Source organism: Pandoraea sp. B-6 (genome assembly GCF_000282835.1).
GTDB lineage: Bacteria > Pseudomonadota > Gammaproteobacteria > Burkholderiales > Burkholderiaceae > Pandoraea > Pandoraea cepalis.
On record NZ_KB290531.1, the window covers coordinates 21,973 to 46,324 of the forward strand.

Consider the following 24,352-nt stretch of genomic DNA (forward strand, 5'->3'; position numbering starts at 1 on the left):
GCGCGCAACGTCGCGATCGGCAACATAGTTGGAACGCCCCACGGGCGAACAGGGTAAAATACGCGGTTGTTCGCCGCGAGGGACTTCTTGCGGCGGTTTCGGCGGCAGGCAGGATCTGCGTCTCGCGCGGTGTTTCGGCATTGTGGGGGATGCGCCAGGAGTGGCTGAGGTCGCTGCTTCGCCGGTCGATCGTTCCCCGTATTTTCTAGATCAGGATTTCGCCCCATGTCCCGCCCATCGCCCGCCGGCACCCCCAAGGTCGGCTTCGTTTCGCTCGGATGCCCCAAGGCGCTGGTCGACTCCGAGCAAATCCTGACGCAACTGCGTGCCGAAGGTTACGACATCGCCGGTACCTATGACGGTGCCGATCTCGTGGTGGTCAATACTTGCGGCTTCATCGACGACGCCGTTCAGGAAAGCCTCGACGCCATCGGCGAGGCGCTGGCCGAAAACGGTAAGGTGATCGTCACCGGTTGCCTGGGCGCCAAAAAGGACGCCGCCGGTCAGGACATCGTAACGGCCGTGCACCCGAAGGTGCTGGCCGTCACCGGTCCCCACGCCCTGGGCGAAGTGATGAGCGCGGTGCATACGCATCTGCCGAAGCCGCACGACCCCTTCTCCGATCTTGTGCCGCCCGCCGGCATCAAGCTTACGCCGCGTCATTACGCGTATCTGAAGATCTCCGAAGGCTGCAACCATCGCTGCACGTTCTGCATCATCCCGTCGATGCGCGGCGATCTCGATTCGCGCCCGGTGGCCGAAGTGATGCTCGAGGCCGAGAACCTTTTCAAGGCCGGTGTGAAGGAGCTGTTGGTGATCTCGCAGGACACCAGCGCCTATGGTGTCGACGTGAAGTACCGCACCGGTTTTTGGGCGGGGCGTCCGCTCAAGACTCGCATGACCGAACTGGTCACGGCGCTGGGCGAACTGGCCAAGCAGTACGGCGCCTGGGTGCGGTTGCATTACGTCTACCCGTACCCGCACGTCGACGAGATCATTCCGCTGATGGCCGAAGGCCACATCCTTCCGTATCTCGACGTGCCGCTGCAACACGCCCATCCGGATGTGCTCAAGCGCATGAAGCGCCCGGCCTCGGGGGAGAAGAATCTCGAGCGCATTCAGGCGTGGCGCAAGCTGTGCCCGGATCTGACGATCCGCAGCACCTTCATCGCAGGTTTCCCGGGTGAAACCGAGGCCGAGTTCGCGTATCTGCTGGACTTCCTTCGCGAGGCCGAACTGGACCGCGTGGGTTGTTTCGCCTATTCGCCGGTCGAGGGGGCCAAGGCCAACGAATTGCCGGGTGCCTTGCCAGACGAAGTGCGCGAGGAGCGCCGCGCGCGCTTCATGGAAGTGGCCGAAGAGATCTCGGCGCAGCGCCAGCAGCGCAAGGTCGGCACGACGATTCAGGTCATCGTCGACGAGATCAATCAGGACGGTGGGGTGGCGCGCTCGGCGGCCGACGCCCCCGAAATCGACGGCCTCGTGTACATCGAGCCCACGCCCACGGCGGCCAAGCGCCTGAAGGTCGGCGAGTTCGTGAACGTGACGGTGACTGGCGCCGACGGCCACGATCTGTGGGGCGAGGTGGTCTGATGGCGCTCACGCATACGTCAACAGGTCCGCAAGTGCTGGCCATGGGCGAAGCCATGGTCGAGTTCAACCAGTCGCCCGACGACCCCCGCCAGTATTTGCAGGGCTTCGGCGGCGACACGTCCAACTTCGCCATCGCTGCGCGTCGCCAAGGCGTCAACACGGGCTTCGTGAGCGCGCTCGGCGACGACCGCTTCGGTCGCATGCTGCTCGATTTGTGGCGTGAGGAAGCCGTCGATACGGACGCCGTTCGCGTCGATGCGCAGGCTCCGACCGGCGTCTATTTCGTGTCCCACGACGCGAGCGGGCACCATTTCGACTATCTGCGCGCGGGCTCCGCCGCGAGCCGTTACCGGCCCCAGGATCTGCCGCGCGAAGCGTTGGCGAGCGCATCTTTCCTGCACCTGTCGGGGATCAGCCTGGCGATCAGCGCGAGCGCTTGCGACGCCGCTTTCGAGGCGATGTCGACGATTCGCGCCGCCGGCGGCAAGGTGTCGTTCGATACGAATCTGCGCCTCAAGCTGTGGCCGTTGGCCCGCGCCCGCGCCACCATGCGCGAAGCCTTCAGCCTGACCGACGTCTGCCTGCCGAGCTGGGACGACGTGACGGCGGTCACTGGGCTGGACGATCGCGATGCGATCCTTGACGCACTGCTCTCGTATGGCGTGAAGGTCGTGGCGCTCAAGCTGGGTCGCGAGGGTTGCTATGTCGCCACGCCGGACGAGCGTCGTATCGTCGCGCCATATCCGGTAAAGGCCGTTGACGCCACCGGGGCCGGCGATTGCTTTGGCGGCGCTTTCGTGGCCCGTCTGGCGCTGGGCGACGATCCGTTCGCGGCGGCGCGCTACGCCAACGTCTGCGCAGCGTTGTCGACAACCGGTTACGGCGCAGTCGCGCCCGTACCGCGCGCCGAGCAGGTGCTCCAGACACTGGCGGGCTGATCCGCATCAATGCTTGACCTACCGGGGCACGTCGATGCTCCGGTTTCCCCTCGCTTCGCTTTCCCCCGACTTCCGTCGCTTGCGCCACTTCCCGCCACTTCCCGCCGCGTCCCGCCGCAGCGCAATGCGTGGCACCCGACACGGCCGCCGCCCCCGCAAGCTCGCTCATCGAAGTTTCCCTCCACTGCGTCTGCCATCGCGGTAACCCCTGCGGCGCTATACTCATTGCCAACTGAAATTCACCCGGAGAAGAGACATGCAACGAGAAGTCGTGATCGTCAGCGGTGTGCGCACCGCGATTGGAGATTTTGGCGGCAGCCTGAAGGATTTCGCGCCGACGCAGCTCGGTGCCATCGTCGCCCGCGAGGCCATGGCGCGCGCCCAGGTGGGCGGTGACGACGTCGGCCACGTGGTGTTCGGCAACGTCATTCATACCGAACCCAAGGACATGTATCTGGCTCGCGTGGCGTCCATCGAGGCGGGCGTTAGCCAGCATGCGCCCGCGATGACCGTCAATCGCCTGTGCGGCTCCGGTCTGCAGGCGGTCGTTTCTGCCGCGCAGTCGATTCTGCTGGGCGACACTGACGTGGCGATGGCGGGCGGCGCGGAGAGCATGAGCCGCGCGCCGTACGTGATGCCGGGTGCCCGCTGGGGCACGCGCATGGGCGAATCGCGTCTGGTCGACATGATGCTCGGCGCGTTGCACGATCCCTTCGCCAATATTCATATGGGCGTGACGGCAGAGAACATCGCGAAGAAATGGGGTATCACGCGCGACGATCAGGATCGTCTCGCGGTCGAATCGCATCAACGCGCCGCGCGCGCCATGGCTGCGGGCTATTTCAACGACCAGATCGTCCCTATCGCGATCAAGTCGAAGAAGGGCGAGGTGTCGTTCACCGCCGACGAACATGTGCGTGCGGAAGTGACGCTGGCCGACATGGCGAAGCTGCGCCCCGTGTTCGAGAAGGACGGCACCGTCACGGCCGGGAACGCCTCGGGGCTTAACGATGCGGCCGCCGCGCTGATTCTGATGGAACGCGCCGAAGCCGAGCGTCGCGGCGCCAAGCCGCTCGCGCGCCTGGTCAGCTACGCCCACGCCGGGGTCGATCCGAACTATATGGGCATTGGTCCGGTGCCAGCGTCGCGCAAGGCGTTGGAGCGCGCCGGGCTCAAGGTTGGCGACATCGATGTGGTGGAAGCCAACGAAGCATTCGCCGCGCAGGCGTGCGCGGTCACGCGCGACCTCGGGTTCGATCCGGCCAAGGTGAATCCGAACGGTTCCGGCATTTCGCTGGGCCACCCGATCGGCGCGACTGGTGCCCTGATCACGGTCAAGGCGTTGCACGAGTTGCAGCGTATCGGCGGGCGCTATGCACTGGTGACGATGTGCATCGGCGGCGGCCAGGGCATTGCCGCCGTGTTCGAGCGCGTGTAAGTTACTCCCGGGGGCCGGTGTCGTTGCCGGCCCGAGTCTTTCCGGAGCCGTAATGACGCAAGACAACCGTAAGCCCCTCGACACGCCGGAAGCCAATGGCTGGCATTGGCAAACCAATATTCTGCATACGGACACCCACGTGCCGGCCGGTTTCGCCGCGATGCCGGTGCCGGTGGCCCGCGCATCGACGGTGATCTTCCCCGATCTGGCCGCCATGCGCTCGCTCGACTGGAAGAACGACAGCCAGTGGCGCTACGGTCTGCATGCCACGCCCACATCGATGGAGTTGATGCGGCGCTTGGCGGCGCTCGAAGGCGGCAAACACTGCCTGCTGTTCCCGTCGGGACTTGCCGCGATCTCCAATGTGTACTTTGGCCTCGTCAAGAGCGGTGACGATGTCCTTATTCCAGACAACGCCTACGGTCCGAACCGAGAGCACGGTGACTGGCTCGCCGAGTCGTTCGGCATCACCGTGCGCTACTACGATCCGATGATCGGTGACGGTATCGGCGCGCTGATTCAGTCCAACACGAAGGTGATCTGGCTCGAGGCCCCGGGCTCGGTGACGATGGAAGTCCCCGACGTGCCGGCCATCGCGCGCGTGGCGCGCGAGCGGGGCGTACTCACGGCCATTGACAATACATATTCCGCCGGCCTGGCATTCCGTCCGTTCGACCACGGGGTGGACATCTCGGTGCAGGCCCTCACCAAGTACCAATCGGGCGGTAGCGACGTGCTGATGGGCTCGGTCGTGACCGTCGACGATAACGTGCACCACCGTCTGAAGCAGGCGCGCATGCGCATGGGCGTGGGCGTGTCAGCCGACGATTGCAGCCTCGTGTTGCGCAGTCTGCCGAATATGCAGCTACGTTTCGAGGCGCACGATCGTGCCGCGATGACGCTGGCGACGTGGCTGGGCACCCGTCATGAAATCGCGGCCGTGCTGCATCCGGCATTCGAGGATTGCCCCGGCCATGCGCATTTCCATCGCGACTTCACGGGCGCGGGTGGTCTGTTCTCCGTGGTGTTCGACGAGCGCTACACGCCGGCGCAAATCGACGCATTCATCGAAGCGCTTCGCTTGTTCAAGATCGGTTTCAGTTGGGGGGGCGCGCACAGCCTGGTGGTGCCCTATCGCGTGCCGTCCATGCGCTCGGCAACGCCGTGGCCGCATAAGGGCGCGCTGGTGCGCTTCTATGTCGGTCTCGAAGACGTGCGCGATTTACAGGCCGATATCGAAGCCAGTCTGACGGCGCACCTCGGCGCCTGAGGAAGGGAACGCGCGCCCACGAAGGGCGCTGCATCGTCGGCGCATCGCGCCGGCGATGTCAGTCCTTGCGGAACAGCGAGAGCAGGGCGTCCAGACCTGCGTAATTCAACGCGACAGACGCCTTCTCCCGCACCACCGGTTTCGCGCGAAACGCCACCGACAGCCCGGCGATGGCCATCATCTGCAGGTCGTTCGAGCCATCGCCCATGACGATTGCCTGAGCAGCGCTGACACCGAGCTGTGTCGCCACTTCGGTCACGGTGCGCGCCTTGACCTCGGCGTTGACGATCTCGCCGAGCACTCGGCCCGTGAGCTTGCCGTCGACGATCTCCAGCGTATTGGCGCGGGCGACATCCAGGTTCAGACGCGCCTTCAGTCGCTCCGTGAAGAACGTGAAGCCGCCGGACACCAGCAGCGTGCGGATGCCGAGTGCCTGAACGCCGCGCAACATGGTTTCGGCGCCGGGCGAGAGTTGCAGGCGCTCGTCGAAGACCTTTTCCAGGGCGCTCGCGTCAAGTCCCTTGAGCAGCGCCACGCGCCGCGTGAGGCTCTCGTTGAAGTCCTTGATCTCGCCGCGCATGGCGGCTTCCGTGATGGCCGAGACTTCCGCCTTCAGCCCACAGTAGTCGGCAATTTCGTCGATGCACTCGATGGTGATGAGCGTCGAGTCCATGTCCATGGCCACGAGCTTGAAGTCTGTGAGGCGTCGGTGGCTGTCGACGAGCACGGTGTCGACTTCGTGCTGCTGTGCGAACGCCCCCATCGCCGCGCGCAGGGCGGGCGTGTCGACGACATCGGCAATACGCGCCGCGCCTGGCGTGAACGTGACGTTGGCGCCGGGTACGAAGGCGCCGACGGCCGCCTGCAGATGCGGCGGGAAGGTCGTGGCGGGTGCGGTGGGCGTAGTGGACGTAGTGGGCGGGGTGCCGCCCAGAATGACGAGATCGTTGGCCATCTTGAAGTCGAGAGTCTTGCGTTTTGCGTGCGATCGACATTCTACCGGGTTGCGGCGAGCCGACGCTGGTTTCCCGACGTCTCCCCACGATGTCCCGCCATATCGGGCTTCGCGCATCTCCCGGATGCCTTGCTTCAGCCGTCGTGCGCGATACGGCGTGCGTGGCTCGGCGGGAGTGCATCGAACTTGTGCCAGACGCGTCGCAGATGTCGGCTCGAACCAAAGCCGGTGCGCTCGGCGATATGTTCCAGGTCGAGCTGGCTGTTGCCGAGCATCTCGCGCGCGAGCGCGATGCGCAGCCGATGCAGGTAATCGATGGGCGCGACGCCGGCGTGCTCGCGAAAGAGTCGCGTCACGTGCCGTTCGCTGGCGCAGGCGATGTCCGCCATCGAGGCGAGTGTCCAGTCGTGCGCGGGATCGGCGGCGATGGCATCCTGCACGCGATGCAACGCTGGGTGCAAATGGTTGCGGCCTTCCAGCCACGGCGACAACTGCGGGTCGGCGCCCGCGCGCCGGGCGTAGACGACCATCTGCCGCGCGACGGCCGCCGCACACAACGGGCCGGTGGCGTCGGCGATGAGCGTCAACATCAGATCCAGGCCGGTCGTGACACCGGCACTCGTCCACACGTTTGCGTCATGCACGTAAAGTCGATTGTCGGCCACCCGGGCGCTGGGGGCCAGCGCGCGCAGGGCGTCGCAACTGCCGTGGTGCGTGGTGCAGGCGCGGGCGTCGAGCAGTCCTGCGCGCGCGGCCAGCAAGGCGCCCGTGCAGATGCAGGCCAATTGATGCGTGGGGCGCACGACCCGCCGAAGCCACGCGATGGCAAGGGGTTCGGCGTCTTCGGTGGGCGCCGCGGAATGGTCAGGTGTCGTGCCGCCGTCCGCCGCCCATACCGGCAGTGGCTTCTCGACCGTTCCCGTGACGACCAGCCAGGCGTCGTCGGGCACGTTGTCCGGCAAGATGTCGAGCGGCGAGACGTACAAGCCGATCGAGGTGGCGACTGAGCGCTGCGTGCCGACGTAGTGCAACACGAAGCGCACGTCGTCCTGCTGGTGATTGGCCATGCGCAAGGCTTCGGCGGGGGCCGCCACGTCGAGCAGCAGCGCGTCGGGCATGACCAGCAGGTAGACGGGTTGCAGTCGCGGCATGGCGGCAGGCGTTCAGGTCAGATTCGGACAGCGGGGGCAAGGCGGGTTGATCACGACATTACACCGCGGCGAGCGCTTCCTCAACCGTCACGATGCGTGCGAAGCGATCGACGAGCACCGTTTCCGTGCGCTCCTTCAGCTCGGCCACCGACAGCTCACGCCCGGTGCGCGGGTGCTGCATCGGGAACGTGAGGGTGGCTTCGGTGACGAAGTCCACGGCGTAACCCGCGTCGGACGCCGCGCGCGTGGTTGTCTCGCAGCATTGCTCGGTACGGATGCCGGAGACGATCAGGCGCGTGATGCCATGCTCGACGAGCCACGCGCCGAGCGTGGAGCCGGCCAGGGCACTATGCTTGACCTTGTCCACCGTTAACGCCGGGGCGATATGGAGTTCTTCGAGCGTGCGAACGAAGCCGGAATCGCGCGAGAACGCGCCCGACCCGATGTGGAAGACCTGCACGATCGGCACGCCGCGCGCCACGGCACCGTCGACGAGGGCCTGCTGACGGTCGAAATACGTGGCGAGATCGTCTTCACGCCAGTACGGGCGTTGGCGAAACGACTCCTGGGCGTCGATGACGAGCAGGGCGGTACGGGCGGTGTGGGCAGCTTGGCTTTGCGACATGAGGGACTCTCCGTGAGGTGGGAACCGATGGCACCATCTTACGGCGTCCCCTGACGCCTCGACAGGCCGCCTCCAGACCGGAACCGGACCGATCCGGACATTGTGTTTGGCGGCCCCGTCGCCCTCGTGGGCTGACGTTGTCAGCGGCGCGTCGGACCTTCAGATCGCGGCGCTGGTGCCAATGCCTGCGGCTTGCGCGCGTTGATAGAGGGCGGCGGCAAGGGCAACGTCCTGCGCGCCCATGCCAAGCGACTTGAAGACTGTGACGGCTTCGGCATCGGTGCGCCCGGGATGATGGCCAATGACCAGCTCGCCGAGTTCCGCGAGCAGATCGGCCGGTCCGATGCTGCCCGCGGCAGCGGCGGCGAGATAGTCGCCGGATTCGTTGATCGTCGACTCGCGCCGGTCGACGAACAGTTGCGCGCGCGCCATGAGCGCCGTGTCGGCCTCGCGGTGACGCGGCGTGCTGCTGCCCACCAGATTGACGTGCGTGCCCGGCGCGATCCAGTCCGCTTGCAGCACCGGTTCCGTGGCGTTGGTCACCGTGACCACGATGTCGGCGTCTCGCACGGCTGCTTCGACGCTCTGCGCGGCTTCGAGGCGAAAATCATAGTTCGGCTGCTCCTTGTCGACAAACGCCTGTGCGGTGGCGAGCGAGCGGCTCGCCACGCGCACGTGCTGCAGCTCGCGCGCCGCGGCGAGTGCCGCGAGATGCCAGTGGGCCTGATGACCGGCGCCGATCAGCGCGAGACGGCTGGCGTTGTGGCGGGCGAGCCGACGTGTCGCGAGCCCCGTCACGGCGGCAGTGCGAATGCCCGTGATCTCCGCCGCGTTCATGACCGCGAGGAGTTCCCCCGTCAGCCCGCTCATCAACAGCACGCACCCTTGATGTGGATCTTTGCCTTGGGCGCTATTGCCGGGAAAGAAGGTGCCGACCTTCGCGCCGTAGACTGGTATGCCGGACGCCGTGCCACCCAGGAACGCAGGCATCATACCGAGCATGCCCTTGGCCCCGAGCGCTTCCGGTGGGCGAATGATCTGACGCAACGGCAGGGGAATCTGCTTGCGGGCCAGCGCGCCGAACATATCGGACATGACGGGAATCGCGTCGGCCACGGGCATGAGCGCGGCGATTTGCGTGGCGTCGAGCAGCAAGACAGGCGGCGTGGGGGAGGTGGCGGACATGCGAAATCCTGGTGACGTTGCTGGAAAATGCCGGAAGCAGCCGCAGGCCAAGCGACGACGCGACCGTCGGGTCGCGTCGGGGTGCGGCTGCGGCGTGATGCCGTGCGAAGGCAGCGCGACGCCGCTCAGCCGTTCGCTTCCGCCGCGAGGGCGGCTTCGATGTGCCGGTTGAACGTTGCCGTGTCGGTATTGGTGCCGCACAGCAGGACGCCCACGCGTTTGCCCATGAGCTTTTCGCGCAGGGGCCCCATCAATGCGGCGGTGGCAGCGGCACATGCCGGCTCCACGGCGAGCTTCAGTTGGCGGAACAGCGTGAGCATGCCCGCGCGCATCTCGTCGTCGGTGACGGTGACCAGTTCGTCGATATGGCGTCGGCACAGCGTGTAGCTGTACAGCTCGGTGTGCGGCGCCATCAGGCTGTCGGCAATGCCGCTCATCGGCCCCATCTTGACCGGACCGCCTGCGGCGAAGCTCTGAGCCATCGCATCGGCACCCGCCGGCTCCACGCCATACACCTGCACGTGCGGGGCGAACAGCTTGAACGCTGTCGCCACCCCGGCAATCAGCCCGCCGCCACCGATGGGCACGATCACGGCGTCGAGGTCGGGGGCTTGCTGCGCCCACTCGTAACCGAGCGTGGCCGTGCCCAGCACGGTGCGGTAACCGTTGAAAGGATGCACGAAGTAACGGCCTTCCTCCTGCTCCACGCGCTTGACCACCTCGAACGCTTCATGCACGTTCTCCGCCAACATCAGATCCGCGCCGTATTCGCGGCACAGGGACGAGCGTGCCGGGCTGGCGGTCTTGAGCATGACCGTCTTGGCCCCGACACCCATCGCGCGCGCGGCATAGGCGACCGCCACGGCATGATTGCCGGCGGATACGCACGTCACGCCCGCTTCGCGCTGCGCTTCGTCGAGCGAGAGCAGGTTCGAGAACGCGCCGCGCGCCTTGAACGTCCCCGACGCCTGCAGCAGCTCGTACTTGAACGTCACCCGCGTGTCGCCCAGCGTCGGAAAGTCGTTGCGCGTGAACACTGGCGTGGTTCGCACATAGGGGCGCAGCTTTTCGTGGAGTTCGGCAATGGCGTCCCGGGTCGGAACGGGTTGCGTGTCGATGGTTTCGGCGTGCGGGGCAGGGGTCAGTTGCGTCACTTGGACAGGGTCTCCGTAGTCGTGGAATCCCCGGGGACGGGCGCACACCGGTGAACGCATGTGCGCCTCGGCGCCCGGGGGGCGCTGGGCCGTCGCTGAAATCAGCGCAGGCCGAGCTTACGGGTGCGCAGCAGCGCGGTAATGCTGATAAGGGCAGCGAAAATCAGATAAAAGCTCGGCGCGAGCTTGTTGCCGGTAGCGCCGATGAGCCACGTGATGATGAACGGGGCGAAACCGCCGAACACCGTTGCTGCGATGTTATACCCGAGCGAGAGGCCGGTGGTGCGCACCTGCACCGGAAACAATTCCGTGAGCAGGGCGGGCAGGGCGCCGAAGTACGTTGTCATCAGCAGGCCGAGCACGATCTGGAACACCATCAGCGCGCCGAACGTCGGGTGCGCATCGAGCAGGCTGAACATCGGGTAGACCAGTACCAGCAATGCCACGGCGGCCGTGAGCATCGGTTTGATCCGGCCATGCGTATCCGACCAGTGGCCGACGATGGGCGCCACGATCAGTTGCACCACGCCGGTGAGCAGTACCGCCGAGAACGCGGCCGACGACGGCAGGCCCAGTTGCTTCACGGCATACGTGGGCATGTAGAGCACCAGGTACGTCGCCACGGTGGCCATCACAACCACGCCAATGGCGAGCAGCAGCCGTTCCTTCTGACTCGCGAACGTGTCGCGCAGCGGGCTTTGCGTGGGCTCGATGTCGAGGAACTCGGGCGTCTCGTCCAGACGGCGGCGAATGTAATACGCGACCGGGCCGATCAGCAGGCCGAAGAAGAACGGCACGCGCCAGCCCCACGACATCATGGCCTCCGGCGACAGATTACCGGTCAGCAGCGCGCCGAACCCCGCGGCGAGCAGCGTGGTCAGCCCTTGCGAGGCGACCTGCCAGCTCGAGAAGAAGCCGCGGCGTTTCGGTGCGTGCTCGGCGAGAAACGCAGTGGCGCTGCCGAATTCGCCGCCCGCCGAGAAGCCCTGCACCATGCGGGCGATGACGATGCCGACCGGTGCCAGCACGCCGATGGTGGCGTACGTGGGCATGAGCGCGATGAGCAGCGTGCCGACCATCATCATCAGAATCGACAGGGTGAGGGCCGCCTTGCGACCGGCGCGGTCGGCATAGGCGCCGATCACAATGGCGCCCAGCGGCCGCATGAAGAACGACACGCCGAACGTACCGAGGGTGAGCAGCAGCGATACCGTGTCGTTGCCGGTCGGGAAGAACAGTTTGGCGATGGTCACGGCGAAAAAGCCGTACACCACGAGATCGAACCACTCGAGCGCATTACCGATCGAGGCCGATACGATCACACGCCACGCGTGCGGGGAAGTGCGGGCGGCCGGGGCCGTCGCGTTGGGGGCTGCGCTTGCGCTCATGGGCGAGATCTCCAATACCTGTCTGGCGTACGTGATTGTTATCTTGCGGAGGAATGTCCTGTGCGCCCTTGCGATAGGCGTCTGCTACTGCGTAAGGCATGTTGCAAGGCAACGGGCCGCATCCGGCAGTCGGAATACGGCCCCGTCAAACGTTCGTCGACGCGCCGGCCTGCGCGAGTCGGGCGTGGGTTCAGACGCCGACGGTGTTGCTGTGGATCAACTTGCGCAGGAACGATTCGCACTGCGCGATCTGTTCGAGCGACACGAACTCGTTGGGCTTGTGGGCTTGTTCGATATTGCCAGGGCCGCACACAATCGACGGCACGCCTGCGCGTTGGAACTGACCGGCTTCGGTGCCATAAGCGACCTTGCGCTTGTCGGTGTCCTTGGTCAGCGCGCGCACGAGTTGCGTGATCGCGTCCTGCTCCGAAGCGTCCAGTGCCGGGGCCGCGGCAATCCGCTTGAACTCGATACCCGCGTTCGGGTGCTCTTTCTGCATCTTCGGGATCAACTCGTCCGTGGCGTATTGCTGAATGCGCTGGAAGATCCCGTCGGCATCCACGCCCGGCAGGTTGCGGTATTCGAAGACGAACTCGCACAGCGCCGGAATCGTGTTGAGGGCGATACCGCCCGAGATCGTGCCCGTCTGCGCCGTGGTGAACGGCACGTCGAACAACTCGTCGAACGGACCGTTCTGCTTGAAGTGATCGGCCAGATCGCGGATGTAGCAGATCAGGCGCGCGGCGTATTCGATCGCGTTCGAGCCCTTCGGCGTGAGCGACGAGTGCGCCGCATGACCGCGCACACAGCACTGGTAGGCGTTGATGCCCTTGTGAGCGACGATCACGCGCATGCTCGTCGGCTCGCCGACGATACAGCCGTCCGGGCGAATACCGCGCTCACGCAATGCGGCGAGCATGACCGGCGCGCCCACGCAACCGATTTCCTCGTCGTAGGAGAACGCGAAATGGAACGGCGTCTTGAGTTTGGCGTCGCGCATTTCCGGTAGCAGCGTCATGACCGAGCCGATGAAGCCCTTCATGTCGCACGTGCCGCGGCCGTACAGGTTGCCGTCGCGCACCACTGGCTTGAACGGATCGGTGTCCCATGGCTGACCGTCGACCGGCACCACGTCGGTGTGGCCCGAGAGCACGATACCGCCCTGGGTGTTGCCATCCGCGGCCGGCAGCGTCACGAACAGATTGGCCTTGCGCTGGGTGGCGTCGTAAGACAACCACGGCTCGACGCCAGCGTGCTTGAGGCTGTCGCGCACCGTCTCGATCAGGCCGAGGTTCGATTCGCGGCTGGTGGTGTCGATGCTGACCAGCTTCGTGATCCAGTCGAGCGATGCCGGCTGGGCCTCGTTGGCAACCTGCGGGGCGATGGCTTGGGGGGAAGCGCTTGTCATTCGAATCTCCGGGAATCTCCAGTCATACGTCGCTACGTACCGGCACTGGGGAAATATTACTCAAAAACAATTTAGACGTAAAAGGTTGAGTGAACAACCATTCCCGCCTTGTGGGAAAAGACGCGCCGGGCTTGGGTTGCCCCGGGGCATGCGAGCGTCAGGCCGCTTTGGCGTTCGGCGTGCCGAGCGCGCGCAGTGTCTCCTTGATCGCGCGGACGCGATCGGTCAGTTGCACGTGCTTTGCTTCGATGCGCAGCTTGTCCTGTCCCGCGAGCTTGATATGGCGATGCGTCTGCACCAGCGCGATGATGCGCATCGGATCGACGGGCGGTGTCGGCTCGAATTGCAGGGCGATGGCGTCTTCGCTCGCGTCGATCTTGACGATACCCAGTGGCTTGGCGAGCAGTCGCAGGCGGTGCGTCTCGATCAGCGCCTGCGCCTGCTGCGGCAGCTTGCCGAAGCGATCGACGAGTTCTTCCTGGATCGTGTCGATGGCGTCGGCGTGGGTGCCGTTGGCCAGGCGCTTGTACAGCGAGAGGCGCTCCTGTACGTCGCCGCAGAAGTCGCTCGGCAAGATGGCCGGGACATGCAGATTGATCTCGGTGGTCGCCGAGAGCGGCGCGGTGAGATCCGGTTCGCGTCCGGCTTTCAGTGCGCTCACGGCGTCGGCCAGCATGTCGGTGTAGAGCTGGAACCCGATGTCGTGAATTTCGCCCGATTGCTTGTCGCCCAGCACTTCACCCGCGCCGCGAATCTCCAGGTCGTGCATCGCGAGATAGAAGCCCGCGCCGAGTTCTTCCATCTGCTGAATCGCTTCGAGACGCCGCTGTGCCTGCTTGGTCAGCGCCTTCGGATCGTGGACGAGCAGATAGGCATAGGCCTGGTGGTGCGAGCGCCCGACGCGCCCGCGCAACTGGTGCAATTGCGCCAGACCGAACTTGTCCGCGCGATGCATCAGAATCGTGTTGGCGGTCGGCACGTCGATGCCGGTCTCGATGATGGTGGTACACAGCAGCACGTTGGCGCGCTGCGAGACGAAGTCGCGCATCACGCGTTCGAGATCGCGTTCGTGCATTTGTCCGTGCGCCACGACGATACGGGCCTCGGGCACCAGGGCTTCCAACTGTGCCTTGCGGTTCTCGATGGTTTCGACTTCGTTGTGCAGGAAGTACACCTGTCCGCCGCGCTTGAGTTCGCGCAGCATGGCTTCGCGGATGACGCCATCCTCTTCGCGGCGCACGAAGGTCTTGATCGCCAGACGCTTCTGCGGTGCGGTCGCGATGACCGAGAAGTCGCGCAGGCCTTCGAGCGACATGCCGAGCGTACGGGGAATCGGGGTGGCGGTCAGGGTGAGCACGTCCACCTCGGCACGCAGCGCCTTGAGGGCTTCCTTCTGCCGCACGCCGAAACGATGTTCTTCGTCGATGATGACGAGGCCCAGACGTTGGAACTGGATGTCGTTCGACAGCAGCTTGTGCGTGCCGATCACGATATCGACTTGTCCCTCGTTGATGGCCTTCACGCTCGCGTTCACTTCCTTGGTCGTCTTGAAGCGCGAGAGTTCGGCGATGCGTACCGGCCAGTCGGCAAAACGATCGGAGAAGGTTTGCGCGTGCTGTTCGGCGAGCAGCGTGGTCGGGGCCAGCAAGGCGACCTGCTTGCCGTCGAGCACGGCAATGAAGGCGGCGCGCAAGGCCACTTCGGTCTTGCCGAAGCCGACGTCGCCGCACACGAGGCGGTCCATCGGACGGCCGCTCGTCATGTCGCTCATCACGGCCGCAATGGCGGCCGCCTGATCCGGCGTTTCCTCGAAGCCGAAGCTATCGGCGAACTTCTCGTAGTCGCGCGGCGACAGTTCGAACGCGTAACCGGAACGCGCGGCACGACGGGCGTACAGGTTGAGCAGTTCGGCCGCGGTATCGCGAATCTGCTGCGCCGCCTTGCGCTTCGCCTTTTCCCATTGGCCCGAGCCCAGCGAGTGCAGCGGTGCGGTATCGGGATCGGCGCCGCTGTAGCGCGAGATCAGATGCAACTGCGAAACGGGCACGTACAGCTTGCTGTCGCCCGAGTATTCGAGATGCAGGAATTCGGTCTCGCCTTCGCCGAGATCCATGCTGACCAGGCCCTGATAGCGACCGATGCCGTGCTGGCTGTGAACGACCGGGTCGCCCACCTTGAGTTCGGCCAGATCTCGCACCATCGAGTCGACCGACGTTGCCTGCTCCTGGCGGCGCTTGCCGGCGCGGCGTGCGAGGCCTTCGTAAAGCTCGTTCTCCGTGATGAAGGCGAGATCTTCCGTCGGCAGCAGGAAGCCTGCGGCCAGCGGGGCGATGCCGATGGCAAAGCGAGCGTCTGATGTCAGGAAGTCTTCGAACGACTCGACGGACGATGGGCGCAGGTCATGGTCATGCAGCAGTTGCAGCAGCGTCTCGCGCCGGCCGGCCGAGTCGGCGCACAGCAGCACGCGGGCTGGTGTGCGGGCGAGGTAGGCGCGCAGGGCGGCCAGCGGGTCGTCGGCACGACGGTTGATGGCCAGTGCCGGCAACGGGATGGCCCAACTGCCGTCGCTCGGCGTAGGCAGCGTCAGGCGGGCGAACGGCTTGGCGAGCGTGAAGAAGTCCTGATCGAGCAGGAACAGTTGCTCGGGCGGCAGCACCGGCCGCTCGCGATCGTGCGACAGGAAGTTGTAGCGTTGACGCGTGTCGTTCCAGAAACGGTGGATGGCCGCGTCGAGATCGCCCACGAACACCAGTTGGGCGTCGGCAGGCAGATAGTGGAACAGGGTGGCGGTTTCGTCGAAGAACAGCGGCAGGGAATACTCGATGCCGGCCGACGGCACGCCGCTGCCGATGTCCTTGTAGATCGGGCTGCGGGTCGGGTCGCCTTCGAACACTTCGCGCCAGCGCCCGCGAAAGGCGGTGCGGGCAGCGTCGTCGAACGGGAATTCGCGCCCGGGCAGCAGGCGGACTTCCTTGACCGGATACAGGCTGCGCTGCGTGTCGGGGTCGAATGCGCGAATGCTGTCGACGGTGTCATCGAACAGATCGAGACGATACGGCAGGGCGGAGCCCATCGGGTACAGGTCGATCAGTCCGCCGCGCACACAATACTCACCGGGCCGCATCACTTGGCTCACATGCTCGTAGCCTGCCAGCGTCAGTTGCGACTTCAGGCGTGCTTCGTCGAGCCGCTCGCCCTGCGTGAAGAAGAACGTGTAGGCCGCCATGAAGCTCGCGGGGGCCATGCGGTAGAGCGCAGTGGTGGCGGGCACCAGAACGATGTCGCAGCGCTTCTCCCCGAGGTCGTGCAGGGTGGCGAGCCGTTCGGAGACGAGATCCTGATGTGGCGAGAACGTGTCGTACGGCAGCGTTTCCCAGTCGGGCAGCAGCCGTACTCGGGCGTCGGGCGCGTACCACGTGAGTTCCTGCTGCAGGCGCAGGGCATCGGTGGCCTGGGCGCACACGACGGCGAGCAACGGCAGGCGCTCGCGGTTGTCGTTGAAATAGCGGGCGATGAGCAGGGCGTCGCTCGACGCGTGCGAGCCTGCAAAGGCGTAACGCTGTCCCGCTTTCACGAGCGGCACAGGCGCGGTATTACGGGATAGAGCGTTGGCGGCGGACATAGAGGAACGTTGCAGAAATGGCAAAGCACGGGGCTCCTTTCGCATGGGGCCCCGTGACAGTCAGCGTCTATTATAAAATCCCTGCTTTCCTCTTACCTGCGTTTTATTGTGAGCGACCGACTTTTTGCCGTCATCCCGTGTGCCGGGGCGGGCGTACGCGCCGGGGCCGATGTGCCCAAGCAATACCGAAGCGTGGGCGGACGCGCCATGCTGCACTATGCGCTCGCCGCGTTCGACGCCTGCTCCGAGTTTGCTCAGACCGTGCTGGTGCTGGCGCCCGACGACAATCATTTCGACGGCAGGCGCTTCGGTCCGCTGCGTTTTGCGGTGCGACGTTGCGGCGGGCCGTCGCGGCATGCGTCGGTGCTTGGCGGGCTGCAGGCGCTCACCGAGTTCGGGGCGCAGGACAGCGACTGGGTGCTGGTGCACGATGCGGCGCGTCCCGGCATTACGCCGGCGCTGATTCGCGCGCTGGTCGAGGCGCTGCGCGACGATCCGGTCGGCGGCATCCTGGCCTTGCCCGTGGCCGATACGCTCAAGCGCGAGCAGGCGCCGACGGCGAAGGGTGGGTTGGCGGCCGTGCTGGCGACCGAGTCGCGCGACGGCCTTTGGCAGGCGCAGACCCCGCAGATGTTTCGCGTCGGCATGCTGCGTCACGCGCTGGAAGACGCGCTCGCCTCGGGGGCCGAAGTGACCGACGAAGCCAGCGCCATCGAACGGATCGGCCACGCGCCGAAGCTCGTTCGCGGCAGCCTGCGCAACTTCAAGGTGACCTATCCCGAAGATTTCGCGCTCGCCGAGGCCTTCCTCGGCGCTGCCAAGTCCGTGTGAGGGCTCGGCATGCGCCGCAGCTCCGAAACGACACCCCGCATTCTTTCGCATTTGGCGACTCTCCATGACTGAACAAGCTGTTTCTCATTCCCCGCTCGCGATGTTGTCGAAGCTGCGCATCGGCCAGGGCTACGACGTGCATGCCCTCGTGCCGGGGCGCCCGCTCGTGATGGGGGGCGTGACCATCCCGTTCGATCGCGGCCTGCTCGGCCATTCCGACGCCGACGTGCTCCTGCACGCCATCACCGATGCCGTGCTCGGCGCGGCGGCGCTGGGCGACATCGGACGCCACTTTCCCGACACCGATCCCACGTTCAAGGGCGCGAACAGCGTGGTTTTGCTCCAGGAAGCCATGCGGCGCGTGCGTGAGCAGGGCTACGAGGTCGTCAACGTCGACTGCACGGTGATTGCGCAGGCGCCGAAGCTCGCGCCCCATATCGGCGCGATGACGCAGTCGATTGCCGACGCGCTGGGCGTCACCGTCGGTCAGGTGAACGTGAAGGCGAAGACGAACGAAAAGCTGGGCTATCTCGGCCGTCAGGAAGGGATTGAAGCGCAGGCGGCAGCCCTGCTCGTGGCCGGCTGAGGCGATAGCGGCGCTGCACGCAACGCGGTGACGCGCGGGCAGCACAATCCATCACGCACAACGGCGCTACCGGTTGAACCGGTAGCGCCGTTGTCGCTTTGGCGGTTTGCGCCGGCCTCGGCGCATGGGAGCTTCAGCGCTTGCGGACTCAGGCAGCCTCGGCGGCGATGACTTGGGCGGCGGCATTGACGACGGCGGCGATACGGCCGACGTCACGCAGTTGCGCGGTACTCATCCCGTGTTCGGCGGCGAGCAGGTGGGCGTGCGACTTCACACAGAAGTGGCACTTGCCGATGATGGATGCCGCCAGTGCATACATCTCGAAACGACGTTGATCGACGCCCCCGCGCGTGGCGTAGCCGTTCATGCGAAGCTGGGCCTTCTCGTTCTTCAGTTCGGCGTTGTCGGCCATCTCGAGATACGGATACCACGTGTTGTTCATGCCCATGAGCGCGGCAGCGGTCAACGCGCCTTCAAGCTCTTCGGGAGCGAGTACGCCCGATTCGCGAATCGCCTTGATGATCGGCTGGCTCTTGGCTGCAAAGGCGGCGGCGAGGGCCACACCAACGGCATCGTTGCCTTCCAGCGAGGAGCGGGCGATGGTGCCGTCGAGGTTCAGGCGGATGTCCTTGGCATAGTCAGGGATTTGCGCCTTAATCGCGGTGATGAATTCCATAAATTTCTCCTATTGCTTTGGGCTGAAAAAGCCCGCTTTCGCGGGCTTCACAAGACGACGCTTACAGCGTTGCACCGCCAACAGCGCGGTTGCACGGGCAGAGTTCGTCCGTTTGCAGACCGTCCAGAATACGCAGCACTTCTTCCGGGTTGCGACCGACGTTCAGGTTGTTCACCGAAACGTGCTGGATGACGTTGTCCGGGTCAACGATGAACGTGGCACGCAGGGCCACGCCGGCGGCCTTGTCGCGCACGCCGAGTTGGTCGATCAGGGCACCGGTCGTGTCGCCGAACGAGTAGTGATTCAGCTTGTTCAGGTCCTTGTGCTCACGACGCCATGCCAGCTTCACGAATTCGTTGTCGCCCGAACCGCCGAGCAGGACAGCGTCACGCTCTGCGAAGTCGTTGGCCAGCTTGCCGAACTCAACGATTTCGGTCGGGCACACGAAGGTGAAGTCCTTCGGGTAGAAGTAAATGATCTTCCACTTGCCGGGGAACGAGGCTTCGGTGATCGTTTCGAAAGCCGAGACGCCGTTTTCTTCGTGGTTGTTGAAGCCAGGCTTGGCAGCTTCTACCGAGAATGCTTCGAGTTTGTCGCCGACAGTCTTCATCGATTGACTCCTAAATTAGTGCGGTTTAAGTCGAGATGTCGCTGGGACATCGCAACCAGCAACTGACCGAAATCTGCTGATCCCGATCAACCTATGCATCATACGCTATCGAATAATCGACAGCAATAGTTTATTTTTATTTTGGGGATAGTTAAAACAAATCCCGTCGATAGGATCGTGCTCAACATTGGGCAGGCAAGCCTTGAGCATAGACAAAATTCCGCAAACCGTTATTTAGCAAGCGGAAATGACACGGTGATTTCAAGGCCGGGACCCGGCCGTACATTGTGCAGCGAGGCGTGACCTTTGTAGCGTGTGGCGATGCGCTGAACGATCGCCATGCCGAGGCCGGTGCCGTCTGCCTTCGTGCGGGCGGTGTCCACCCGATAGAAGGGGCGGAAGACCAGAGTGAGTTGGTCCTCGGGAATGCCCGGGCCGGTGTCGCGCACGCGCATCTCAACGCGTTCGCCGAGAATGCGCGTCGTGATGTGGACGTTGGCGACATTGGTGTCGGCGTCGCGGCCATATTTACGCGCGTTCTCGATCAGGTTCGTGAGCAGACGCTTGAGGTCGGTGCGTTCGGCAAGTACCGGGGCGGCGTCGGCGAGTTCGGTGCTCAGGTGCAGGTCTTCGCGGCCCTCGAAGGCGAGTGCCGTGTCGCGGACGATGTCCGACAGATCGAGCGACTGCATCGTTCGCGATGCCGGCCGGGCGTAATCGAGGAATCGGCCGATGATGTCGTCCATCTGTTCGATGTCGCTGATCATGTCGCGCTTGACCGATTCGTCGGACGGACTCATCTCCGTTTCCAGTCGCAGCCGTGCCAGCGGCGTGCGCAGATCGTGCGAGATGCCCGCGAGCATCAGCGCCCGGTCGGCGTCGAGGCGTTCGAGTTCCTCCACCATCTGATTGAAGCTGCGGTTGGCCTCGGCGGCCTCGCCCATACCGCGCTCGGGGAGCGGGTCGGGGCGTTGTCCTTCGCCGATGGCGCGGGCTGCGTGGGCAAGCCGGGCGAAGGGTCGGTTGACGAGCGCGGTGATGAACGCGGCGCCGATGAGCGAGAGGGCCAGCGCGAACGTTCCCCAACTGAAGAGTTGAAGGCCGGTGGCCGTGTCGATCCGGTCCTGTTCGATGGCGACCCAATAGTCGTCTTCATCGATCTTGAAGCTGATCCACATGGCTGGAATCTCGTTGACCGAGGCAGCGATGACGGTGTCTGTCCCCAGCCGGCGCTGCACGTCGCGCACGATCAGGTCCTGGACCACGCCGCCCGGCTGTTTCTCGATCTTGTCAACCGGCTCGCGTGGGTACACGCGAATCCCTTCGTTGCTCTCGAGATCCTGCAGTAGGGCGCGACGCAGATCGGGCTCCGAGTAGAGCAGCGCGGTGCGCGTCAGCTTGACGATCGATACGAGCTGCTGCGCGACACGTTGCGCGCGCGGCTCACGCTCGATCACGCGAAAGCTCTGGTACCAGGCGGCCAGGCTGACGCCGATGAGCAGGGCAATGAGGAAGAAGGTACGCCAGAACAGACCGCCGAACAGCCCGCGTACCATCCGGATCGGATGCATGGGGTTGCTCCGTCTAAAGCGTGACTTGCGCGAGTCGGCAGACCCGACGTGCTGGATGGCGAGTGTCCGGACGAGAGACGCGGTACGCCGTTGGATGCGGCGTGAGACGCGACGCAACGCCGGTGGGCGAGCGTGTCGCGACCGGCGTTGTTTTGCTGCTTGAGACGCAATGGCGGAGGATCACGCGCCGCCGTCCGGAATGAACACGTAGCCGAGGCCCCACACGGTCTGGATAAAACGTGGGCTGCCCGGATCCGGTTCGATCAGCTTGCGCAGACGCGAGATCTGCACGTCGAGGCTGCGATCGAACACTTCGTATTCGCGCCCGCGTGCCAACTCCATCAGCTTTTCGCGCGACAGCGGCTGGCGCGGATGACGCGCGAATACCTTGAGCACCGAGAACTCGCCCGTCGTGAGCGCGATCTCCTGGCCGTTCTTCGTGAGCGTGCGCGTGGCGAGGTTCAGGGAGAAGTCGCCGAACTCGAACGTTTCCATGGTTTCACTGGGCGCGCCGGGGAGTTCGGGCGGTGCCTGACGGCGCAGCACGGCGTGAATGCGCGCGACGAGTTCGCGCGGATTGAAGGGCTTGGGCAGGTAATCGTCTGCGCCCATCTCGAGGCCGACGATACGGTCGACATCCTCGCCTTTGGCCGTTAACATGATGATCGGCGTGCGGTCGTTGGCGCCACGCAGGCGGCGACAAATCGACAGACCGTCTTCACCGGGGAGCATCAGATCGAGCACGAGCAGATCGAAACGCTCGCGCACCCAAAGCTTGTTCATGGCCGTTGCATTTTCCGCCACGAAGACATTGAAACCCTGTTCCCCGAGGTAACGACGAAGCAGGTCGCGCAGTCGCGGATCGTCGTCGACAACCAGAATTTTGGGAGAGTTTTTGTTTTCCATGCCACGTATCTTAGCCCGAAATGTTACGAACTGATGGGGCCGCCAAAGCGGGTTACAAAGGGTTACACAATTTACCCTACAGCTTGCGCGCTGACCATAGGCTGTGGGTACACTTGCACCCCTGCCAGGGGGAAAACCTGCCGCACGGCATGAAGGACATACGCACAAGATGAGATGGGCTGCTGAGTGGACGCTACTGATCGGGGGAATCATGCTCTGGGGACACCTGGGCGTGACGTATGCCCGTCCTGTCGCGCATTTCAGTGCGCAGCTGCATCGGGTGAGCGCCCCGCGCTTGCACCACGCGGGGCCTGCGCCGTCGCCCCGCAATCCGACGAAGCGTGAGCCGTCGCAGAACGATTCCGGTGCTGCGCGCCGCAACGACGAATTTCCCCCCGCGCCGCCGGGCCGCCGTCCCAATGGTCATATGTCGCCGGAAGACCGGCGCCTGCTACGGCAACATATTCAGGACGCCGTGCGCGAGTTGTACACTCACTAACGATAAAGACGCGCGCGCTCATGGCTGATGGTTCATGGATCAAGAGGGCACCGCAGCGTCGCCAAACGCTTCCCAAAAACGCCAATGATGTCACGATGACGCGAGCGTCCCATGAAGCCCACCCCAAACTTGCCAGCCTGCGTCGACGCCGGCTTTTTTTGCGCCTGCCGAAAGGGCATTGAGGCGACGAACGGTGTCACGGCGATGATCGCCGTGCTGCGTCGCCTGCCGTCGTCAATGTCGTGGATGCCTGGGCGGCTGACGTCTGGTGTGCTTGCCATCCTGTGGCTGGCGTGGCCGCTCGTAGGTCACGCGTTGTCGACGCGGCCTGCCGGCGCGGCGCATGCGGCGAGTGCGACGGCGCCACGCGCAACCGGGGCCGCCGGTACTGCCGATGCATTTGCCGATCGCGCGACGCGCCCGCTCACCGCCGGCGACGCGCGCTACTTGCTCACGCGCACCGGCTACTCGCCTGACGCGCGCGAACTCGCCCCGTTCGTTGGACGCACGCGTGCGCAAGCCGTCGATCTTCTGTTGTCGCGAGCGCGCCGCATGGCCGTGACGCCGCCGCCCGCCTGGGTTGAAGATCCGCCGCTGTATGGCGCGCCGGTCAAGTCCATGACGGCCGAGCAGCGTCGCGAGCTGAACCAGCGACGCAACCGTATGGCGGCGTCGCTGGCGGCATGGTGGGCACAGGAGATGGCCACGACGCCGTCACCGCTCACGGAGCGCATGACGATGTTCTGGCACAACCACTTCGTGTCGAGCGACGACAAGGTGCGTGAGCCCGTCATGCTTTATCGGCAGAACGTCTTGCTGCGCGCGAACGCGCTCGGCAACTTCGGGACGCTGCTGCATGCCGTGTCGAAGGATCCGGCCATGCTGGTTTATCTCGATGGCGCGGGCAGTCGGAAGGGGCGGCCGAACGAGAACTTCGCGCGTGAAGTCATGGAGTTGTTTACGCTCGGCGAAGGACATTACACGGAGCAGGATGTGCGCGAGGCGGCGCGCGCCTACACCGGCTGGGGCATCGATCGGGCGACGATGACGTATGTCTGGCGCCCCAAACTTCACGATGCGGGCACGAAGACGGTGCTGAACCAGACCGGCGACTTCGATGGCGACCAGATGCTCGACATCCTGCTGGCGCGTCCGGAGACGGCGACGTTCATCACTGGCAAGTTGTGGCGCGAATTCGTGTCACCGACTCCGGATCCGGTGCAGGTGGCGCGTATCGCGAACCGCTTTCGCGCGAGCGGCTACGACATTCGCGTGACATTGCGTGCGTTGTTGCTGACCCCCGCCTTCTGGGACGCCCGAACCCGCGGGACGTTGGTCAAATCGCCGGCTGAATTCGTGACCGATACGGTGCGCGAGTTCGACATCGGCTACGACGATCCGCTGCTGCTGGCGCGACAGATGCGTGTTCTCGGGCAGGACCTGTTCCGTCCTCCCAATGTGAAGGGATGGCCGGGCGGCGACGCGTGGATTGACAGCACCACGTTGCTTGCGCGCAAACAGTTTGTCGAGCGCATGTTCCGCGCGACGGAGAACGCGAATGCGGGAGGGGCGTCGATGGTGTCGCCGACCGTGTCGATCTCTGCGCGAACGGGTGTACAGCGCATGGCGTTGGGAGCGGTGCCATCGATGCCGAGAACGGTAGCGGGGGTGCGCTTCGATCTGTCGCGCTGGTTGCAACCTTACGCGCTGGAGCCGGTCGACGTTCCAGGCGCGGCGTCGCGCGAGGCGTTGCAGCGGGCCGTGCTGCCCCTCAAGCCTGCGGCGCTGCAACCCGCCGGCGTGAACAGCACGGCCTACTTGCAGGGGTTGTTGATGGACCCCGCGTATCAGTTGAAGTGATGACGTGATAGCGCGTGGTAGGGCAGGCGCGTCACTCAACGACCGCTCCGCAGGGTTGCGAAGTGGGCCGAGTGGCGTGAGGAGAG

20 protein-coding genes are annotated in these 24,352 nt (G+C 64.9%); 8 read left to right on the top strand and 12 right to left on the bottom strand.

The genetic code is table 11. The features are described 5' to 3' along the window. Nucleotides 1-225: 225 nt before the first annotated feature. From rimO to A985_RS0114200, 4 genes are all read left to right on the top strand, one after another. Nucleotides 226-1,593, top strand: coding sequence for a 30S ribosomal protein S12 methylthiotransferase RimO (rimO, locus tag A985_RS0114185; protein ID WP_017234065.1), 1,368 nt, complete (start codon nucleotides 226-228; stop codon nucleotides 1,591-1,593). Further along, the gene (locus A985_RS0114190; protein ID WP_017234066.1) at nucleotides 1,593-2,531 is read left to right on the top strand and encodes a sugar kinase; all 939 of its coding nucleotides are present in this window, start codon (nucleotides 1,593-1,595) and stop codon (nucleotides 2,529-2,531) included. The genes rimO and A985_RS0114190 overlap by 1 nt, the downstream gene beginning before the upstream one ends. A 256-nt stretch (nucleotides 2,532-2,787) precedes the next feature. Continuing rightward, complete coding sequence (bktB, locus tag A985_RS0114195) at nucleotides 2,788-3,969, top strand: beta-ketothiolase BktB (RefSeq protein ID WP_017234067.1); 1,182 nt, start codon at nucleotides 2,788-2,790, stop codon at nucleotides 3,967-3,969. A gap of 52 nt (nucleotides 3,970-4,021) precedes the next feature. Continuing rightward, nucleotides 4,022-5,239, top strand: coding sequence for a cystathionine beta-lyase (locus A985_RS0114200; RefSeq protein WP_017234068.1), 1,218 nt, complete (start codon nucleotides 4,022-4,024; stop codon nucleotides 5,237-5,239). 58 nt (nucleotides 5,240-5,297) lie between these two features. Here A985_RS0114200 and serB read toward each other — a convergent pair whose 3' ends face one another. The 8 genes from serB to mfd all read right to left on the bottom strand — a co-directional run bounded on the left by serB (nucleotide 5,298) and on the right by mfd (nucleotide 16,727). After that, a complete protein-coding gene (gene serB / locus A985_RS0114205; protein ID WP_017234069.1) occupies nucleotides 5,298-6,194 on the bottom strand; it encodes a phosphoserine phosphatase SerB in 897 nt (298 codons plus the stop codon). A 134-nt stretch (nucleotides 6,195-6,328) separates the two neighbouring features. Then, on the bottom strand, nucleotides 6,329-7,345 hold the full coding sequence (locus A985_RS0114210) for a GlxA family transcriptional regulator (RefSeq protein WP_017234070.1): 1,017 nt from the start codon (nucleotides 7,343-7,345) through the stop codon (nucleotides 6,329-6,331). 58 nt (nucleotides 7,346-7,403) lie between these two features. Next, on the bottom strand, nucleotides 7,404-7,970 hold the full coding sequence (locus A985_RS0114215) for a cysteine hydrolase family protein (RefSeq protein WP_017234071.1): 567 nt from the start codon (nucleotides 7,968-7,970) through the stop codon (nucleotides 7,404-7,406). A 159-nt stretch (nucleotides 7,971-8,129) separates the two neighbouring features. Further along, on the bottom strand, nucleotides 8,130-9,155 hold the full coding sequence (locus A985_RS0114220; protein ID WP_017234072.1) for an ornithine cyclodeaminase family protein: 1,026 nt from the start codon (nucleotides 9,153-9,155) through the stop codon (nucleotides 8,130-8,132). A 125-nt stretch (nucleotides 9,156-9,280) separates the two neighbouring features. Beyond that, nucleotides 9,281-10,309, bottom strand: coding sequence for a threonine/serine dehydratase (locus A985_RS0114225; RefSeq protein WP_017234073.1), 1,029 nt, complete (start codon nucleotides 10,307-10,309; stop codon nucleotides 9,281-9,283). A 101-nt stretch (nucleotides 10,310-10,410) separates the two neighbouring features. Beyond that, on the bottom strand, nucleotides 10,411-11,697 hold the full coding sequence (locus tag A985_RS0114230) for an MFS transporter (RefSeq protein ID WP_017234074.1): 1,287 nt from the start codon (nucleotides 11,695-11,697) through the stop codon (nucleotides 10,411-10,413). Nucleotides 11,698-11,887: 190 nt separating this feature from the next. Then, the gene (gene argE, locus A985_RS0114235) at nucleotides 11,888-13,105 is read right to left on the bottom strand and encodes an acetylornithine deacetylase (RefSeq protein ID WP_017234075.1); all 1,218 of its coding nucleotides are present in this window, start codon (nucleotides 13,103-13,105) and stop codon (nucleotides 11,888-11,890) included. A gap of 157 nt (nucleotides 13,106-13,262) precedes the next feature. Next, nucleotides 13,263-16,727: a transcription-repair coupling factor gene (gene mfd, locus A985_RS0114240; RefSeq protein ID WP_017234076.1), complete on the bottom strand. Its 3,465-nt coding sequence runs from the start codon at nucleotides 16,725-16,727 to the stop codon at nucleotides 13,263-13,265. A 108-nt stretch (nucleotides 16,728-16,835) separates the two neighbouring features. Between mfd and ispD the strand changes: the two genes are divergently transcribed. Then, nucleotides 16,836-17,558 carry a 2-C-methyl-D-erythritol 4-phosphate cytidylyltransferase gene (gene ispD / locus A985_RS0114245; RefSeq protein ID WP_017234077.1) on the top strand — a complete coding sequence of 241 codons (723 nt, stop codon included), beginning with the start codon at nucleotides 16,836-16,838 and terminating at the stop codon, nucleotides 17,556-17,558. A 64-nt stretch (nucleotides 17,559-17,622) separates the two neighbouring features. Then, nucleotides 17,623-18,144 carry a 2-C-methyl-D-erythritol 2,4-cyclodiphosphate synthase gene (ispF, locus tag A985_RS0114250; protein ID WP_304412212.1) on the top strand — a complete coding sequence of 174 codons (522 nt, stop codon included), beginning with the start codon at nucleotides 17,623-17,625 and terminating at the stop codon, nucleotides 18,142-18,144. Nucleotides 18,145-18,292: 148 nt separating this feature from the next. Here the strand turns inward: ispF and A985_RS0114255 are convergent, their stop codons facing one another. From A985_RS0114255 to ompR, 4 genes are all read right to left on the bottom strand, one after another. Beyond that, nucleotides 18,293-18,820 carry a carboxymuconolactone decarboxylase family protein gene (locus tag A985_RS0114255; protein WP_017234079.1) on the bottom strand — a complete coding sequence of 176 codons (528 nt, stop codon included), beginning with the start codon at nucleotides 18,818-18,820 and terminating at the stop codon, nucleotides 18,293-18,295. A gap of 61 nt (nucleotides 18,821-18,881) precedes the next feature. Then, entirely contained in the window at nucleotides 18,882-19,430 is a 549-nt protein-coding gene (locus A985_RS0114260) for a peroxiredoxin (protein WP_017234080.1), read from the bottom strand. Between the two features lie 230 nt (nucleotides 19,431-19,660). Continuing rightward, nucleotides 19,661-21,001, bottom strand: coding sequence for a HAMP domain-containing histidine kinase (locus A985_RS0114265; RefSeq protein WP_017234081.1), 1,341 nt, complete (start codon nucleotides 20,999-21,001; stop codon nucleotides 19,661-19,663). Between the two features lie 180 nt (nucleotides 21,002-21,181). Next, nucleotides 21,182-21,907, bottom strand: a complete 726-nt coding sequence (gene ompR / locus A985_RS0114270) for a two-component system response regulator OmpR (RefSeq protein ID WP_017234082.1) — start codon at nucleotides 21,905-21,907, stop codon at nucleotides 21,182-21,184. A 169-nt stretch (nucleotides 21,908-22,076) separates the two neighbouring features. On the opposite strand from ompR, the gene A985_RS25545 reads away from it, so the two are divergent. Then, entirely contained in the window at nucleotides 22,077-22,406 is a 330-nt protein-coding gene (locus A985_RS25545; RefSeq protein WP_039830366.1) for a hypothetical protein, read from the top strand. A 111-nt stretch (nucleotides 22,407-22,517) separates the two neighbouring features. Next, nucleotides 22,518-24,266, top strand: coding sequence for a DUF1800 family protein (locus A985_RS0114280; protein WP_017234084.1), 1,749 nt, complete (start codon nucleotides 22,518-22,520; stop codon nucleotides 24,264-24,266). The last annotated feature ends 86 nt before the right edge of the window (nucleotides 24,267-24,352 follow it).